16 protein-coding genes and 1 pseudogene are annotated in these 16,226 nt (G+C 52.6%); 13 read left to right on the top strand and 4 right to left on the bottom strand.

The window, feature by feature from the left end; translation table 11 throughout:
• Positions 1-120: 120 nt before the first annotated feature.
• Positions 121-1,020, bottom strand: coding sequence for a LysR substrate-binding domain-containing protein (locus ABLU78_RS02900; protein WP_048228827.1), 900 nt, complete (start codon positions 1,018-1,020; stop codon positions 121-123).
• A 113-nt stretch (positions 1,021-1,133) separates the two neighbouring features.
• On the opposite strand from ABLU78_RS02900, the gene ABLU78_RS02895 reads away from it, so the two are divergent.
• The 3 genes from ABLU78_RS02895 to ABLU78_RS02885 all read left to right on the top strand — a co-directional run bounded on the left by ABLU78_RS02895 (position 1,134) and on the right by ABLU78_RS02885 (position 5,343).
• A complete protein-coding gene (locus tag ABLU78_RS02895; RefSeq protein WP_048228826.1) occupies positions 1,134-2,447 on the top strand; it encodes a 6-phospho-beta-glucosidase in 1,314 nt (437 codons plus the stop codon).
• A gap of 183 nt (positions 2,448-2,630) precedes the next feature.
• Positions 2,631-4,172, top strand: a complete 1,542-nt coding sequence (tyrR, locus tag ABLU78_RS02890) for a transcriptional regulator TyrR (RefSeq protein ID WP_048228825.1) — start codon at positions 2,631-2,633, stop codon at positions 4,170-4,172.
• A 133-nt stretch (positions 4,173-4,305) separates the two neighbouring features.
• Positions 4,306-5,343, top strand: coding sequence for an AbrB family transcriptional regulator (locus ABLU78_RS02885; protein ID WP_074166584.1), 1,038 nt, complete (start codon positions 4,306-4,308; stop codon positions 5,341-5,343).
• A gap of 28 nt (positions 5,344-5,371) precedes the next feature.
• Here the strand turns inward: ABLU78_RS02885 and tpx are convergent, their stop codons facing one another.
• Positions 5,372-5,878: a thiol peroxidase gene (gene tpx, locus ABLU78_RS02880; RefSeq protein ID WP_015366280.1), complete on the bottom strand. Its 507-nt coding sequence runs from the start codon at positions 5,876-5,878 to the stop codon at positions 5,372-5,374.
• A gap of 102 nt (positions 5,879-5,980) precedes the next feature.
• Between tpx and ycjG the strand changes: the two genes are divergently transcribed.
• On the top strand, positions 5,981-6,946 hold the full coding sequence (gene ycjG / locus ABLU78_RS02875; protein WP_048228823.1) for an L-Ala-D/L-Glu epimerase: 966 nt from the start codon (positions 5,981-5,983) through the stop codon (positions 6,944-6,946).
• Here ycjG and mpaA read toward each other — a convergent pair.
• On the bottom strand, positions 6,937-7,650 hold the full coding sequence (mpaA, locus tag ABLU78_RS02870; protein ID WP_015366282.1) for a murein tripeptide amidase MpaA: 714 nt from the start codon (positions 7,648-7,650) through the stop codon (positions 6,937-6,939). The two genes, ycjG and mpaA, sit on opposite strands and share 10 nt — an antisense overlap.
• Positions 7,651-7,740: 90 nt before the next feature.
• Here mpaA and ABLU78_RS02865 point away from each other — a divergent pair.
• Positions 7,741-7,803, top strand: a pseudogene (locus ABLU78_RS02865) (hypothetical protein); the annotation flags it as partial.
• A 35-nt stretch (positions 7,804-7,838) separates the two neighbouring features.
• Positions 7,839-9,455, top strand: coding sequence for an ABC transporter substrate-binding protein (locus ABLU78_RS02860; protein WP_020078609.1), 1,617 nt, complete (start codon positions 7,839-7,841; stop codon positions 9,453-9,455).
• A gap of 179 nt (positions 9,456-9,634) precedes the next feature.
• On the opposite strand, the gene ABLU78_RS02855 is transcribed toward ABLU78_RS02860, so the two are convergent.
• Positions 9,635-10,687 carry a LacI family DNA-binding transcriptional regulator gene (locus tag ABLU78_RS02855; RefSeq protein WP_015366285.1) on the bottom strand — a complete coding sequence of 351 codons (1,053 nt, stop codon included), beginning with the start codon at positions 10,685-10,687 and terminating at the stop codon, positions 9,635-9,637.
• A 222-nt stretch (positions 10,688-10,909) separates the two neighbouring features.
• Here ABLU78_RS02855 and ABLU78_RS02850 point away from each other — a divergent pair, with 222 nt between their 5' ends.
• The 7 genes from ABLU78_RS02850 (at position 10,910) to ABLU78_RS02820 (ending at position 15,859) form a co-directional block, all read left to right on the top strand.
• Positions 10,910-11,350, top strand: coding sequence for a PTS sugar transporter subunit IIA (locus ABLU78_RS02850; RefSeq protein ID WP_048228822.1), 441 nt, complete (start codon positions 10,910-10,912; stop codon positions 11,348-11,350).
• A gap of 10 nt (positions 11,351-11,360) precedes the next feature.
• Positions 11,361-11,627, top strand: coding sequence for a PTS sugar transporter subunit IIB (locus tag ABLU78_RS02845; RefSeq protein ID WP_015366287.1), 267 nt, complete (start codon positions 11,361-11,363; stop codon positions 11,625-11,627).
• 31 nt (positions 11,628-11,658) lie between these two features.
• On the top strand, positions 11,659-12,921 hold the full coding sequence (locus tag ABLU78_RS02840) for a PTS ascorbate transporter subunit IIC (RefSeq protein WP_015366288.1): 1,263 nt from the start codon (positions 11,659-11,661) through the stop codon (positions 12,919-12,921).
• 21 nt (positions 12,922-12,942) lie between these two features.
• Positions 12,943-13,620 carry a D-allulose 6-phosphate 3-epimerase gene (gene alsE, locus ABLU78_RS02835; protein ID WP_048228821.1) on the top strand — a complete coding sequence of 226 codons (678 nt, stop codon included), beginning with the start codon at positions 12,943-12,945 and terminating at the stop codon, positions 13,618-13,620.
• A 267-nt stretch (positions 13,621-13,887) separates the two neighbouring features.
• The gene (locus ABLU78_RS02830; protein WP_032708259.1) at positions 13,888-14,352 is read left to right on the top strand and encodes a PTS sugar transporter subunit IIA; all 465 of its coding nucleotides are present in this window, start codon (positions 13,888-13,890) and stop codon (positions 14,350-14,352) included.
• Between the two features lie 45 nt (positions 14,353-14,397).
• Positions 14,398-14,709 carry a PTS fructose transporter subunit IIB gene (locus tag ABLU78_RS02825; protein ID WP_001028229.1) on the top strand — a complete coding sequence of 104 codons (312 nt, stop codon included), beginning with the start codon at positions 14,398-14,400 and terminating at the stop codon, positions 14,707-14,709.
• A 43-nt stretch (positions 14,710-14,752) separates the two neighbouring features.
• Positions 14,753-15,859 carry a PTS fructose transporter subunit IIC gene (locus tag ABLU78_RS02820; RefSeq protein WP_015366291.1) on the top strand — a complete coding sequence of 369 codons (1,107 nt, stop codon included), beginning with the start codon at positions 14,753-14,755 and terminating at the stop codon, positions 15,857-15,859.
• Positions 15,860-16,226 lie beyond the last annotated feature (367 nt).

Below are 16,226 nucleotides of genomic sequence, written 5' to 3'. Positions count from 1 at the left end.
ACCGGGGCTACAGCGCTTTGCGATTTGGTAGCCCGGAGAAGGCGCAACGCGCCGCCTCCGGGAAAACCCCTTAAAAAAGTGGTAAACCGATAACAGTTTCTATGTAAACGCAGCCAACGACTAACCGCATTCCATTGCCAGCCACTCACTGAAGGCGCGAAAACGCGGGCGAGAACGGTTTTCTTGCGGGCAAATCAGATCATAGCCAAACGGCGACATCACTTCTTGTTCACTCAGCGCCACCAGCTTGCCTGCGGCAAGCAGCGGCTGGATCAACGTTTTGCGTCCCATCACCACGCCTAACCCATTTATTGCCATTTCAATGGCGATGGAATGATTGTTCACCGCATAATAACGCCCGTCAAAGGGTAGAGAGTATCCGCTTTGCTGGCACCATAACCGCCATTCGGCGAACTGATCCTGTACATCGGTGGATTCAGAGGCATGGATCCAGACGATCGCCGCAGAGGCGCTGGGGCTAAGCGGTTGCTGCTGCTGGCGATATGTCGGCGAGCAGACCGGTAACAGGCTTTCACCCATTAACCGCTGCTGGTACAGGTCAGGATAGCGGCTCGCGCCGTAGTAAATCGCCAGATCCACCCGCTCCTCGTTAAAATCCATCACCCCCGCGCGCACGCGAAACTGCAGGTTTAAAGCCGGCCACTGGGCTTGAAAGCGGGGCAGGCGCGGCATTAACCAGAGATGCGCCAGCGTCGGCGCAATACCGATATGCAGCGTGCCGCGCAGATCCTGTTCGCGAATATCTTCAATTTCATCGTTAATCGCCCGCAGCGAGTGGCTTAGCGTCGCCAGCAGTCGTTTACCTTCTTCCGTCAGCGCCAGTTTACGCGTCAGGCGAATAAACAAACGAAAACCGATATGCATTTCCAGCTTGCGGATCCGGTGGCTGACGGCACCCTGGGTCAGGTTCATTTCATGAGCGGCGAGGGTAAAGCTCAGATGGCGCGCCGTGACCTCAAAGGTTTGCAGCAGGGCGAGAATGCTTTGCTGTTCAAGCATGGTCATACTCCGTTATGCATTAATCTGGTTCATGCATGAGGCTATAAATTTCGTTTGTTCCGCCAGTTTCGCCGATTTTAAATAGTTATAACTTAACTGAACAGAGGCATACCATGTCAGGACTCAAAATTGTTGTGATTGGCGGCGGTTCCAGCTACACCCCGGAGCTCATTGAAGGTTTGCTTAAACGCCACCATGAGATGCCGGTCGCTTCGCTGTGGCTGGTCGACATTGAAGAAGGCAAAGAAAAGGTCGAGATTATTGCCGGGCTGGCGCGGCGTATGATTGCCAAAGCCGGACTGGCCATTGAGGTGGTCGCGACCCTTGACCGTGAGCGAGCGCTACGCGATGCCGATTTTGTTTGCTCCCAGTTTCGCGCCGGTTGCCTGGATGCTCGCATTAGCGATGAACGTATCTCGCTGAAATACGGCCTTATTGGCCAGGAAACCAATGGTCTCGGCGGTTTCGCGAACGCCTGCCGGACGATTCCCGTCGCGCTGGAGATTGCCGCCGATATGGAACGGCTGTGTCCGGATGCCTGGCTGCTGAATTTTACCAACCCATCGGGGATGGTGACTGAGGCTATTTTGCGCCATAGCAAAATCAAAACCGTCGGCCTGTGCAACGTGCCGGTGATTATGCAAAAAGGGGTGGCGGAACTGCTGGAATGCGCCGATGAAAACGACTTCATTATGCAGGTCGCCGGGCTCAACCACTTTATCTTTGTGCGCCAGATTCTGCATAAAGGTAAAGAGTGGCTGCCGCAGGTAATTGCGCAGATTAACGCCGGGCGGGATCCGCTGGTCCCTCGTAATATCCCGCCATTCCGCTGGCCGCCGCATTTGCTGCAGGGATTAGGGATGATCCCCTGCGCCTATCTGCGCTACTACTACATGAAAGACGATTTACTGCGCCAGGAACTGGCGGAGGCGGATGGCGAAGGCACCCGCGGCGAAGTGGTCAAAATGCTGGAGAAGCAGTTGTTCGCGCAGTATAGCGATCCCAATCTGGCGGTGAAACCGAAAGCGCTGGAGGGAAGAGGCGGGCAATATTATTCCGAAGCGGCCTGCGAATTAATGAACGCTATCCATAACGATAAGCGCATTATCATGCACGTCAATACCCGCAATAACGGCGCGATTAACGCTCTCCCTGATGACTGTGCCGTCGAAGTGAGTTCACTGATCACCGCTTCCGGGCCGCAGCCGCTCAACGTCGCGCCGTTCCCGGAAGATACGCTGCGCCTGCTGCAACTGATGAAATCCTTTGAACAGTTGACTATTGAGGCGGCAATAACCGGAAATCGGCATACCGCCTGGCGCGCGTTGGTGCTTAATCCGCTGATCGTCAGTGGCGAGAAGTTGGAGCTGGCGTTGAATGAAGTGATTGCACATAACCGCGCGTTGATGCCGGCCTTCCATCGCTAACATGCTTTACCCGATAAATGGCCGAACGCACGTTCGGTCATTTTTGCTTATGCCCGCATAACTTTACGGCATAAAGCCCATTTTTCCGTCATACTGTCAATAATTGTTGACAGCTATCTTCACGTAAGCCCATATCTGTCCTATCATTCATCCGTCATTGGCCTTTTTAGGGTGAAAACTCCTATGCGTCTGGAAGTCTTTTGTCAGGACCGTCTTGGTCTGACCCGTGAATTACTCGATTTGCTGGTGCTGCGCGGTATTGATCTGCGCGGTATCGATATCGACCCGATTGGCCGAATCTACCTTAATTTCGCCGAACTGGAGTTCTCCAGTTTCAGCAGTTTAATGGCGGAAATCCGCCGTATCTCCGGCGTAACCGATGTCCGCACCGTGGCGTGGATGCCGTCAGAGCGGGAACATCTGGCGCTGAGCGCGTTGCTGGTGGCAATGCCGGAACCGGTGCTGTCGCTGGATGCCAAAGGCAAAGTAGAGCTTGCCAACCCGGCCAGCTGCCAGCTGTTTGGTCAAACTCAGGCACGCTTACGCAGCCATCCGGTGGCGCAGCTCATTACTGATTTCAACCTGCAGCGCTGGCTGGAAGGCAACCCGCTGGAGTCGCATACCGAGCATGTGGTCGTTAATGGCCAAAACTTTATGCTGGAAGTGACACCGGTGTATCTGGAAGGCGAACACGCCGAGCGTGTGCTGACCGGCGCCGTGGTGATGTTGCGCTCCACCGTACGTATGGGGCGTCAACTGCAAACGCTGACGACCCAGGATACCAGCGCCTTTAGCCAGATCCTCGCCGTTGGCCCGAAAATGCGCCACGTCGTTGAACAGGCCCGCAAGCTGGCGATGCTCAGCGCCCCGTTGCTGATTGTCGGCGATACGGGTACCGGTAAAGATCTGCTGGCCCATGCCTGCCATCTGGCCAGCCCGCGCGCGAGCAAACCTTATCTGGCGTTGAACTGCGGTTCGATTCCGGAAAACGCGGTAGAGAGCGAGCTATTCGGCGATGCGTCGCAGGGGAAAAAAGGTTTCTTTGAGCAGGCCAACGGCGGCTCTGTGCTGCTGGATGAGATCGGCGAAATGTCGCCTGGCATGCAAACGAAGCTGTTGCGCTTTCTCAACGACGGGACCTTCCGTCGCGTCGGTGAAGATCACGAAGTGCATGTCGATGTCCGGGTTATCTGCGCGACGCAAAAAAATCTCGTCGAGCTGGTGCAAAAAGGACTCTTCCGCGAAGATCTTTATTATCGTCTGAATGTGCTGACGCTGAACCTGCCGCCGCTGCGCGATTGTCCGCAGGACATCATGCCGTTGACCGAACTGTTCGTCGCGCGCTTTGCCGATGAGCAGGGTATCCCGCGGCCAAAACTCTCTGCTGACCTTAATACCGTATTGACCCGCTATAGCTGGCCGGGCAACGTGCGTCAGTTGAAAAACGCAGTATACCGCGCGTTAACCCAGCTCGAGGGCTTCGAACTGCGCCCGCAGGACATCCTGCTGCCAGATCACGATGTGTCGTCGCTGCCGGTGGGTGAAGAGGCGATGGAAGGATCGCTCGACGATATTACCCGCCGCTTTGAGCGTTCGGTATTGACTCAGTTATATCGCAGCTTCCCCAGCACGCGTAAATTAGCCAAACGTCTCGGCGTTTCGCATACCGCGATTGCTAACAAGCTGCGCGAGTATGGTCTGAGCCAGAAGAAAGGCGAAGAATAAATCACCGGTGCGGCCGGCTCGGCGCGGCCGCGATTTTCAGCGTTTTTTCAGCGATATCTCTGTATATACTTATTTTATTTTTCTTTTTCCGGGAAGGTGACGGTTGGCGAAGCAACGGGATTGGCCTCAGTGGATGATATTACTGGCACTCTCCGCCGTGCTCTCCTTTGTGCTGTTCCGGCTTCATCTTCCCGCTGCGCCGCTGCTTGGCCCGCTTATCGCCGGAATTACCCTTAGTCTGCGCGGCGCCACGATTCGTCTCCCTCGTCCATTCTTCATCTCCGCTCAGGCTATCATCGGTTGTATGATCGCCCGCGCGCTAACCCCGTCTATTTTCGCCGTTCTGGCCGCCAACTGGGCGCTGGTGTTGATTATCCTTCTTTCCACTCTGGCTATCAGCGCGCTGACCGGCTGGCTGCTGGTGCGTTACAGCTCGCTACCCGGAGCAACCGGCGCATGGGGAAGCTCGCCGGGCGGCGCTTCGGCGATGGTGGTGATGGCGCAAGAGTATGGCGCCGACGTTCGTCTGGTTGCTCTGATGCAGTATCTGCGGGTACTGTTCGTGGTCGGCGCGGCGGTAATGGTGGTGCGTTTCGCGCTCGGCGGCGAGGCGCAGGAGATGACCCAGCAGATCGTTTGGTTCCCGCCGCTGACTTTTAATCTACCGTTAACGTTGCTATTGACTGCGGTCGCCGGTTGGTTGGGGTTACGTTTACGCATCCCTTCCGGGGCAATGTTGTTACCGATGCTGGCCGGTGCGCTGGCGCAGGGTGAAGGCGTGCTGTTGCTGGAGCTACCGGAATGGTTACTGGTGCTGGCTTATACCGCGCTCGGCTGGACGGTTGGCCTGCAGTTTAATCGCGAGATTTTTATGCTGGCGCTGAAGACGCTACCGCAAATCATCGCCGCTATCCTCGGTTTGATCGCGCTGTGCGCGCTGATGGCTTTAGCGTTAACGCATCTGCTGCCGCTGGATTTTCTCACCGCCTATCTGGCGACCAGCCCCGGTGGTCTGGATACGGTGGCGATAATCGCCGTCGGTACCCGGGCGGATATGTCTTTTATCATGGCGATGCAAACGCTGCGCCTGTTTACCATATTGCTCACCGGCCCGGCCACCGCGCGGTTAATTTCGCGCTATGCGCCGCGCAAAGAAAAAAGCCCCCGTTGAAGGAGGCATGATAACAGAAGGGAAGCGATTACGCTTTCAGCGCAGCCAGCGCCGCATCGTAATCCGGCTCTTCGGTGATTTCGTTAACCAGCTGGCTGTATACCACCTGGTCGTTTTCATCGATAACAACGACTGCGCGTGCAGCCAGACCAGCCAGCGGGCCTGCGGAGATAGCAACGCCATAATCTGCCAGGAACTGCGGCGCGCGCAGGGTGGACAGGGTGACCACATTGCTCAGGCCCTCTGCGCCGCAGAAACGGGACTGCGCGAACGGCAGGTCAGCGGAGATGCACAGCACCACGGTGTTGTTCAGCTCAGAAGCCAGTTGGTTGAATTTGCGAACCGATGCCGCGCAGACGCCGGTATCGATGCTTGGGAAAATATTCAGTACTTTACGTTTACCAGCGTATTGGCTCAGCGTGACGTCAGAGAGATCTTTGGCGACCAGCGTAAACGGCTGCGCCTTCGCGCCAGCCTGCGGAATGGAGCCCTGAACGGACACTGGGTTACCCTGGAAATGTACGGTTTGCGACATGGTTATCTTCCTGTTTACATATAGTTAACGTCGTAGTTAGTGTATGACATCAGCCAGCAACACGGCAAACTCTATTTAACATTTACCTAAGAGGCCCAGGGAATGCGCAACCTTCGAGTTTTTGAAGAATCATGGCCGCTTCACACGCCGTTTGTTATCTCTCGCGGCAGCCGCAGCGAGGCCAAAGTCGTGGTGGTGGAAATAGAAGAGGATGGGGTAAAAGGGGCCGGAGAATGTACGCCTTATCCGCGCTACGGGGAAAGCATCGCCTCGGTGATGGCGCAGATTATGGCGATCGGCGAGCAGCTTGAGCGCGGCGCTACCCGCGAGCAAGTGCAACAGCTACTGCCGGCTGGGGCCGCGCGCAACGCCGTCGACTGCGCGTTGTGGGATCTGGAGGCGCGCCGCGCGGGGAAAACGTTGCCGCAGCTGCTTGGCGTCAATCTGCCGCGCGAAGTCGTGACGGCGCAAACCGTGGTAATCGGCACGCCGGAACAGATGGCGGCCAGCGCCGCCGCGCTGTGGGAGAAAGGCGCGCGGCTGCTGAAGGTCAAGCTCGACGATCATTTGATTAGCGAGCGGCTGGTTGCTATTCGCGACGCGGTGACGCAGGCGACGTTGATCGTTGATGCTAACGAAGCGTGGCGTGGCGAAGGTCTGGCGGCGCGCTGTCAGCTTTTGGCCGATCTCGGCGTGGCGATGCTGGAGCAGCCGTTACCGGCCGGCGCGGATGAGGCGTTGGAAAACTTCATTCATCCGCTGCCGATCTGCGCCGATGAGAGCTGTCATACGCGGGAAAGCCTACCGGCGCTGCAGGGTCGCTACGAAATGGTCAACATTAAGTTGGATAAAACCGGTGGTCTGACCGAGGCATTGCTGTTGGCGCAGGAGGCTGAACGGCTGGGTTATAAGAGGATGCTGGGCTGTATGCTTTGTACTTCACGGGCCATTTCCGCCGCGCTGCCGCTGGCGCCGCTGGCCCGTTTTGCGGATCTCGATGGCCCGACCTGGCTGGCGGTAGATGTGGAACCGGCGCTGCAGTTCAGAACCGGCATGCTTCATCTGTGAGTGTGCCAGTGTAGTAAATCTGTCATCGCCGCGAGGTACTTTTCTGTCGCTTCGTCGGCGGAGACCGGCGGAAATTCGGCGGTAATGCACGGCAGGCCGATATCGGCGCACCAACTGCCAAAAGAGCCCGGCGTTTCGTAACCGACGCTGCCCACCAGCGGTAAATTAAAGGCCCCGGCGAGCCATTGTCCCAGCTCGCTGTGGCCGGGGTCCTCAATGCAGGCCAGCGGATCGTGGAAGGAGACTACCCACGCCGGATGGATCTGGTGGATCAGCTGGCACAGCGCCTGGGTTTCGGGCTCCGAACCGGGTTTTTCACCGGTTAGCAGAACCACATCACGCTCTTCGGCTGCACTATTCCAGCGATACACCGTTTCTCCCGCCTTCCAGTTAGCGGCCGGGAAATTACGGTTGAGATCGATACCGCGGGCGTTGGCGCGTAACCCTAGCTGACAGCCGTCAGGGTTGACCGTTAATACCACGTGATGGCGACGCAACTCCGGTTTAAGCGTGCGCAACGCGCAGGAGAGGGTGACGATCGACGAGTTTTCGTCGCCGTGCGTGCCGGCGATAATCAGACCGCTGCGGCTATCTGCCAGCGGAGCGGGGAACCACAGCAGCGGCGCGCCGAGATGCGACTGGCCATAACGTTGCGTGCCTGGCGGGAAAGCGCCGCGCAGGGGACGAGGGCGTGAAACGGGCATAGGGTATCCTGTCATCAGGTTATTGTTAGCAGTGTTGTAGAAAAGCGTCCCGGAATCAAACGCTTTCCCTCTCTGGCGAAAAAACTCGTCATGTCAATTTTCTATCATAAGCCGTTTGCAATTTCAGGTGGGGAAACAAATAATTATCGCTCTGCCAGCACTGGTTTGTTCATTTAAAAGGGGATCTCATGAAGTATCCTGTCACATTGACATGCGGCGCGCTGTGGTTAGCCAGCGTTTCTTCTCTTGCCTGGGCGGCGGACGTGCCTCCGGGAACCGTATTAGCTGAAAAACAGCAGCTGGTACGCCATATAAAAGACGAGCCCGCTTCATTAGATCCCGCTAAAGCCGTCGGCCTGCCGGAAATTCAGGTTATCCGCGATCTGTTCGAAGGGCTGGTGAACCAGGACGCGAAGGGCAATATCATCCCTGGCGTGGCGACCCGCTGGCAGAGCAACGATAACCGCGTCTGGACCTTTACCCTGCGTGATAACGCGCGCTGGTCCGACGGCACCCCGGTGACGGCGCAGGATTTCGTCTATAGCTGGCAGCGGCTGGTGGATCCGAAAACCACCTCGCCATTTGCCTGGTTCGCCGCCTTGGCGGGTATCAGTAATGCGCAAAATATTATTGATGGTAAAGCAGCGCCGGACACCCTTGGGGTGACGGCGGTCGATGCCCACACGCTGCGCGTGCAGCTGGATAAACCGCTGCCGTGGTTCAGCAACCTGACCGCCAGCTTTGCGTTCTACCCGGTGCAGAAAGCTAACGTCGAAAGCGGCGCTAACTGGACGCGCCCGGGCAGCCTTATCGGCAACGGTGCCTATGTGCTGAAAGACCGGGTGGTGAATGAGAAGCTGGTTGTCGTGCCGAATACACAATACTGGGATAACGCCAAAACGGTGATTAAGCAGGTGACTTTCGTGCCGATTAACCAGGAATCTTCGGCGACCAAACGTTATCTGGCGGGTGATATTGATATCACCGAATCCTTCCCGAAAAATATGTATCAGAAGCTACTGAAGGATATTCCCGGACAGGTCTACACGCCGCCGCAGTTAGGTACCTATTATTACGCTTTCAATACCCAGAAAGGGCCAACCGCCGATGAGCGCGTGCGTCTGGCGTTAAGCATGACCATCGACCGGCGGATTATGGCGGAGAAAATCCTCGGCACCGGTGAGAAACCGGCCTGGCGGTTCACCCCTGACGTCACCGCAGGCTTTACTCCGCAGCCTTCGCAGTTTGAAAGCATGAGCCAGGCCGAGCTTAATGCCCAGGCTAAAGCGCTGCTATCGGCGGCAGGATATGGCCCGGACCGTCCGCTGAAGCTGACGCTGCTGTACAACACGTCGGAAAATCACCAGAAGATCGCCATCGCCGTGGCGTCGATGTGGAAGAAAAACCTCGGTGTCGACGTGAAACTGCAAAACCAGGAGTGGAAGACCTACATCGATAGTCGTAATACCGGTAATTTCGACGTTATCCGCGCATCGTGGGTAGGGGATTACAACGAGCCGTCGACTTTCCTGTCACTGCTCACATCGACCCATAGCGGTAATATTTCGCGCTTTAACGATCCGGCATACGATAAGATCCTCACCCAGGCGGCGCAGGAAACCTCGGAAAAAGCGCGTAACGATGATTACAATGCGGCAGAGAAAATCATCATGGCCAAAGCGCCTATTGCGCCGATATATCAGTATACCAACGGCCGCCTGATCAAGCCGTGGTTAAAAGGATACCCGATCACCAATCCGGAAGACGTGGCCTACAGCCGCACGATGTATATTGTGAAGCATTAATCAGTAGCGGTTGCCTGATGGCGTCAGGCAACCATCGCTAACCTCAGAACTGGCGCGGCTTACAGCGCCAGTTTCTCCTTCTGACCATTACCCGCCACAGCAGAAAGCATCACTTTTCTAACGCATAGTTATCCTGCCGTATTCGGTGGGATAACAAATCAATAAATATGTCGCCAACGCTACTGCTTCCTGGTGCTGGCGCGAACTTGTAACGCTGAAGGTAATTCAATGAATTTATCCGTCGAATTACCCGCCAGTAGCTCAAGCAATGTTTGTCCTGCGAGGGTTCCCGTTTCACTCCAGGGGAATTCGACGGCAGTCAGCGCCGGTGAGCAAACGGCGGCAAGAGTCCCCCCGCTCAGGCTTGCCAGTGCCAGAGAGTCGGGCACTTTTTGCCCCGCGCCATGGCAGGCCATAATGCAACCGCAGGCGATTTCATCGGATGTGCAAATCAGCGCATCAAGCTCAGGCCAGGTGATACGAATATCGCCGAGCAGGTTCAGGCCGGTCGTAATGCCTGCCGGCAGATGAGAGGTAACCACGCGATGCGGGGAGTGGTTAACGGAGAGCATCGCGCTGTTCCAACCGCTTAGTACCTGGCGAAACATAATGTTATTGGAAGCCGTGCAAAGCAGGCCGATATTTTTATATCCGGTCTGTACAAGCGATGTGACCAACTTTTTGATGGCTGCGGCATAGTCAACGCCAATGCTGACCCAGCTCGCATCGCGATTGATGGCGCCAATCTCAACCACCGGCACGCCGGTGTTACTTATCATTTGCGAACAACTGCTGATGTTATCAATATTGAATTGAACAATCGCAGCCGGGTTGTAAGCGAGCATTTGCGCAAAAGCTTTTTCTTCACTCTGTCCACCCTGACCGGACTCGATAAACATCATGCTATAGCCCTGGGTCGTGAGCACGGTCTGTAGTGTTTCGGAGACGGCAAGAAAGCCCGGGGAGGAAAAAGAGGGAACCACGCCCATCACCAGACTGGAGTCAGCAGAGGCAAGGTTGCGGGCCTGCAGATTTGGCACATAGCCCAGCTCGCTTACTGCGGCTTCAATGCGTGTACGCAGTTCAGGATTCACTTTTTCAGGCATGCGTAACGCGCGTGACACGGTCATCGTGCTCACGCCGACCAGTTTTGCCACTTCAGCAAGCGTAATTTTACCGGTGTTTTTCCTGCGTTTTTCTCTCGCGCTATCGTCCGCTTCTAACGTCTGCACTGGTGTCCTCCTTTCGCCTGACTGGGCAGCCATTGTAAATGATGTTTGGCATTTTACGCATTGCCCAACTGCAAAGTAATGATAAGTATGGATAACAAAGTTAGCGGTAACAAGAATTTTAACATTGTTGCCATGTTAGCGCTAACTTTGAGATGAAGATCACGGTAAGCCGCGAAGAGATTCCACTATAGTAGGCTCACTTTCAATGCTATCGGGGAATTTATGATCACGACCTGGTTACCAACGGAAAATATCCAGATTGTGGATTCAGTCAGTGACTGGAAACAGGCAATTACGTTATCGGCTCAACCCTTATTGGTGAAAGAGGCGATTACTGAAAATTATATTCAGGCCATTTTTAACAGCCATGAAAAAATTGGTCCCTATTATGTTTTAGCGCCTGGTCTGGCGATGCCTCATGCTCGCCCGGAGCAAGGTGCAATTAAAAATGGTTTATCGCTTTTGCATATTAAAAAAGGCGTTTCTTTTGGCTCGGAAGAGAATGACCCTATTTACGTCGTGATTATGCTGTGTGCGCTTTCGGGAGATGAACACATCAACATGATTACAGCCCTGGCGGACATTTTTAGCGATGATGAACGACTCTCAGCACTGCTGAAAGCCTCATCAATGACGAAAATTCAAGCCGTTATCAATGGATAGTGAGGTAGAGATGAAAAAGGTTCTGATTGTTTGCGGTAACGGTTTAGGTAGTAGCTTTATCGTTGAAATGAACGTGAAAAAAATCATTACAGAGTTAAATAAAGAAGCAGAGGTTTCCCATACCGATCTGACTTCAGCAAAAAGCGAAACTGCCGATATTATTCTTAGCGCCAGGGATATAGCTGAACATCTGTCCAGCCATTCTGCCCAGGTTTTTGGTTTATCTAACCTGCTGGATAACAATAAAATCAAAGAAATTCTTTCCGAGAATCTCTGATTAATTATTTGCGGCCTTACGGAGTCATTCTATGCTGCAGTTTATTATTCATGATGTGTTGGGCACACCAGCAATACTGGTCGGTTTGTTTTCCCTGATCGGCTTATTATTGCAGAAAAAAGCAGTTTCCGACGTTATTTCCGGAACCCTCAAAACCATTATGGGGTTTGTGATATTAACATCCGGGGCGGCGATTGTCGCCACGACGTTAACGACGTTTAGCCAGCTGTTTGAGCACTCCTTCCATATTCAGGGTGTTGTCCCCAATACTGACGCCATGGCGGCGCTGGCGCAGAAAAACTACGGTACTGCGACAGCCATGATCATGGTGCTGGGGATGTTGTTTAACATTGTTCTTGCCCGCATTACGCCGCTGAAATACATCTTCCTGACAGGCCACCACACGCTGTATATGTCGGCGATGCTGGCTGTCATTCTCTCTGTCGGCGGTCTGTCGCCGTTCTGGGTGGTACTGGTGGGGGCGGTAATCCTCGGCATCATGATGGTGGTCTCTCCGGCTATTCTGCAGCCATTTACCCGCAAAATTACCGGCACTGATGACCTGGCGCTGGGCCACTTTGGTTCAACCGGGTATCTGCTGTCGGCGCTGGTGGGAAAAGCGATCGGTAAAGGCAGCCCGTCGATTGAAGAGCTGAAGGTGCCGAAAACGCTGAACTTCCTGCGTGACTCCTCGGTAGCTATCTCGCTGACGATGATGATTCTGTTCCTGATTCTGGTACTGGTCGCAGGTAAAGAGTTTGTTGAGACCAGCATCAGTGGTGGTCAGAACTTTATCATCTTCGCCATTATCCAGTCGCTGACCTTCGCGGCAGGCGTGTGGATCATCCTTGCGGGTGTTCGCATGATTATTGCCGAAATTGTTCCGGCCTTTAAAGGCATCGCCGACAAGCTGGTGAAAGACGCGAAACCGGCGCTCGACTGTCCAACCGTCTTTCCGTTCGCCCCGAACGCGGTGATCGTCGGCTTCCTGTCAAGTTTTGCCGCTGGTCTGGTGAGTATGTTCCTGTGTCCGCTGCTTGGCCTGAGCGTCATTGTTCCCGGCCTGGTGCCGCACTTCTTCTGCGGCGCGACGGCGGGCGTTTACGGCAACATCTGCGGCGGTCGTCGCGGCGCGGTGGTGGGGGCATTCGCTCACGGTCTGTTGATTTCTTTTTTGCCCGCGATTTTGCTGCCCCTGATGGGCGACCTTGGCTTTGCATCCACCACCTTTGGCGATGCGGACTTTGGCGTTGTTGGCATCATTCTTGGGCATGTCGTGTCACTGTTTAACTAACTAATTTTATAGAGGTGAGGTATGGCAGCTAAATTTTCGCCCTCGTTAATGTGTATGGATTTAACGCAGTTCAGAGAGCAAATTACGGCAATGAACGGTCGGGCTGATTTTTATCACGTCGATATTATGGACGGTAACTATGTGAAGAATATTACGCTATCACCGTTTTTTATCGAAAACCTGAAAAAAATTACCGATGTGCCGATCGACGTACATCTGATGGTGAATCACCCGGAAGATATAATTCCAATGTGTATTGATGTCGGGGCCGATATTATCAGCTTCCACCCTGAGACGGCGAATAACAAAATATTCCGGCTGTTGAACCAGATTAAAGACGCGGGTCGTCGCTGCGGCGTAGTGTTGAACCCAGCTACTCCGGCGGATGCTATTAAAGAGTACGCGCACCTGCTGGATAAAGTGACCGTCATGTCGGTTGATCCGGGCTACGCAGGTCAGAAATTTATCCCGGAATCGCTCAATAAAATTAAACAGCTGATCGCGATGCGCGAAGCGCATGGTTACCACTATCTGACCGAAATTGATGGCTCCTGTAACGAGAAAACTTTTAATGTTATCTCCCAATCGGGCGTTGACGTCTTTATTGTGGGAACCTCGGGCCTGTTCTCCCTGGCGGATAATGTCAGCGATGCATGGGATAAAATGGTCGATATCTATCAACGCGAAATCGCTGCCTGAAAATTGCAGCGCGCTCAGCCGTATTGAGCCATTGCGCAGTGCAAAGAGTCTATTTAACCGGTCTGTCTCTTTGCCTTCGCGTTAGATTTATATGGTTGAGAGCGCTGTAACCCTTTTTATATCTGGAGTTCGCTTGCGACGCCTCGTCGTACGCTTGCGGATGCTATCTATTATGCTGTCCGGCCCCGACGGGTTTGGCAGACTACGTGGTGGCAGAAGCTGGTATCGCTGATTACAGATGATTATTTATGTTAACGAAGGTAACTTATGGACATTTCGAGTGTACTGAACGTAAAAAATATTAAATTAAACATGATGGCTAAGAGTAAGGAAGAAGCAATTGAAGAATTAGCCGACTTATTAGTACGTGATGGAGCTGTTATTAATAAAGATATTTTTCTGCAAGATGTTTGGTTACGCGAAGAACAGGGCTCCACTGGATTCGAAAATCATATAGCGATCCCTCATGGTAAATCCTCAGGCGTAGCCCGTACAGCATTGGCCATTGGACGAACCCAACATCATATCCCTTGGGAAACTATGGATGGTAGTGACGTTCGTTGTATTATTTTATTTGCTGTATGCCTGGAGGATCAAAATACCACCCACATCCGATTATTATCCCAGGTTTCAGGTTCACTTGCCGATGAAGAGATAGTAGGAAAATTACTGATGGAAGATTCCCCGCAGAAAATCATTGATCTTTTAAATGCTGAAGGTGTCAGCGCTTAATTTAATTATCATAGCATCGAAAACAATTAACCCTGGAGAATAGTTATGAATATTGTTGGAATTACAGCCTGCACTGTAGGTATTGCACACACTTATATTGCGCAAAAGAAAATTGAAATAGCAGCAAAAAAGGCCGGTCACAATGTCAAAATCGAAACGCAAGGCACTATAGGTATCGAGAATGCCTTGACCGCTGAAGAAATTGCACAAGCCGACATTGTTCTGTTAGCCGCCGATGTTAAAGTTTCAGGTGAAGAAAGGTTTGCCGGAAAGAAAGTCGTCAAAGTACCAACGGAAATGGCAGTTAAATCACCAAATAAGCTTATTGAAAAGCTTGGTGAATTAGTCAATTCATAACACCTACCTATGCGTATCCTATATAAAATAAAGGGCGTAATTTATGAATATAAAAGAAATATGGAAAGCAGCAAACCCTAAAGGTCATCTGCTGACTGCCATCTCATTCTTGATTCCGATTGTCTGTGGTGCTGGGTTTATTATTGCCATCGGTATGGGTTTTGGCGGGACGGTTCAGGACACTTTAGTATCGGGTCAATTTGATCTGTGGCAGGCTTTCGCTACCATGGGAGCTAAGGCGCTCGGACTATTGCCCGTTGTTATTGCTATCGGAATTTCCGGTTCGATCGCAGGTAAGCCCGGTATTGCCCCTGGTTTTGTTGTCGGTCTGGCCGCTAATGCTATTGGTGCGGGTTTTATCGGGGGCATGATCGGTGGCTACATTTCCGGGTATATTGCTCTTGCTATCATTAAAAATGTGAAGGTTCCTGGCTGGGCCCGGGGTTTAATGCCGACATTGATTGTGCCATTTTTTGCATCCATTTTCAGTGCTCTGCTCATGGTCTATATCATCGGCACGCCTATTGGTATTTTTACCGATGCACTCACATCGTTCCTGAGAAGTATGGGAACTTCATCTAATTTAGTATTAGGTGCTGTTATTGGGGCGTTGTGTATCGTTGACTTTGGTGGGCCGATCAATAAAACGTGCTTTGCATTCGTCTTAACTCTCCAGGCACAGGGTATAAATGAGCCAGTTACGGCCCTTCAGTTAGTCAACACGGCAACACCTATCGGTTTTGGGCTTGCATTTTTTATCGCCAAACTGCTTCGCAAAAATATCTATAATAACGAAGAAATCGAAATGTTAAAGTCGGCGGTTCCTATGGGGGTAGTGAATATTGTTGAAGGGTCTATCCCTATAGTGATGAATGATATCGTTCGCGGTATTGCAGCAGCGGCAATCGGCGGTGCTTGTGGTGGTGCAATCACCATGGTGTATGGTGCGGATGCAACTGTACCTTTTGGCGGGGTATTGATGCTCCCAACAATGTCAAATCCCATGGCAGGTATTATGGCATTGATAGTTAATATATTAGTAACAGCAACCATTTATGCTGTCATCAAAAAAGATGTTCCTCGCGATGTTGTTATCAATAACGATCAAGAAGAGGAAGATATCAACTTCGATGATATTAAGATTAGTTAGATATATTCATAATGGCATGCCGTAACATGATGTCGCGTTCACAATGAATGTTATTATTATCGCGACATATATTATTTCTGCATTCTGTTCTTATCGCCACGAGTAAAAAATGGGTCGCCATGGTGGCCCATTTTTTACAGGCATGTTATCAGAATTACTTAAAAAGGCTATCTAATAATCAATTACGGCCCTGACGATTAACCTTGGGTGAAGAGCATGAGTGTAAAAAGCAGCAATATTTTGTGGTTCACTCTTACTCGTCGTTTCCATATCCGGCATTAATTCAATACGTTCGCCGCTCTGTAGCGTTGCGCCAATCAACCTGCCTGTATTTATGAATTCGCTGCATAGGTCAAATCAGAAATGA

Origin of the sequence: Klebsiella sp. JN_Kp122, from assembly GCF_040062085.1 — a bacterium.
In the GTDB taxonomy this organism is placed as follows: Bacteria; Pseudomonadota; Gammaproteobacteria; order Enterobacterales; family Enterobacteriaceae; genus Klebsiella; species Klebsiella aerogenes.
This window is presented reverse-complemented; position numbering and strand designations above follow the sequence as displayed.

Bases quoted from the DNA above. Each gene is read 5' to 3' on its own strand.
- ABLU78_RS02900 (WP_048228827.1), bottom strand. From the start codon at position 1,020: ATGCTTGAACAGCAAAGCATTCTCGCCCTGCTGCAAACCTTTGAGGTC.
- ABLU78_RS02895 (WP_048228826.1), top strand. From the start codon at position 1,134: ATGTCAGGACTCAAAATTGTTGTGATTGGCGGCGGTTCCAGCTACACC.
- tyrR (WP_048228825.1), top strand. From the start codon at position 2,631: ATGCGTCTGGAAGTCTTTTGTCAGGACCGTCTTGGTCTGACCCGTGAA.
- ABLU78_RS02885 (WP_074166584.1), top strand. From the start codon at position 4,306: ATGATATTACTGGCACTCTCCGCCGTGCTCTCCTTTGTGCTGTTCCGG.
- tpx (WP_015366280.1), bottom strand. From the start codon at position 5,878: ATGTCGCAAACCGTACATTTCCAGGGTAACCCAGTGTCCGTTCAGGGC.
- ycjG (WP_048228823.1), top strand. From the start codon at position 5,981: ATGCGCAACCTTCGAGTTTTTGAAGAATCATGGCCGCTTCACACGCCG.
- mpaA (WP_015366282.1), bottom strand. From the start codon at position 7,650: ATGCCCGTTTCACGCCCTCGTCCCCTGCGCGGCGCTTTCCCGCCAGGC.
- ABLU78_RS02860 (WP_020078609.1), top strand. From the start codon at position 7,839: ATGAAGTATCCTGTCACATTGACATGCGGCGCGCTGTGGTTAGCCAGC.
- ABLU78_RS02850 (WP_048228822.1), top strand. From the start codon at position 10,910: ATGATCACGACCTGGTTACCAACGGAAAATATCCAGATTGTGGATTCA.
- ABLU78_RS02845 (WP_015366287.1), top strand. From the start codon at position 11,361: ATGAAAAAGGTTCTGATTGTTTGCGGTAACGGTTTAGGTAGTAGCTTT.
- ABLU78_RS02840 (WP_015366288.1), top strand. From the start codon at position 11,659: ATGCTGCAGTTTATTATTCATGATGTGTTGGGCACACCAGCAATACTG.
- alsE (WP_048228821.1), top strand. From the start codon at position 12,943: ATGGCAGCTAAATTTTCGCCCTCGTTAATGTGTATGGATTTAACGCAG.
- ABLU78_RS02830 (WP_032708259.1), top strand. From the start codon at position 13,888: ATGGACATTTCGAGTGTACTGAACGTAAAAAATATTAAATTAAACATG.
- ABLU78_RS02825 (WP_001028229.1), top strand. From the start codon at position 14,398: ATGAATATTGTTGGAATTACAGCCTGCACTGTAGGTATTGCACACACT.
- ABLU78_RS02820 (WP_015366291.1), top strand. From the start codon at position 14,753: ATGAATATAAAAGAAATATGGAAAGCAGCAAACCCTAAAGGTCATCTG.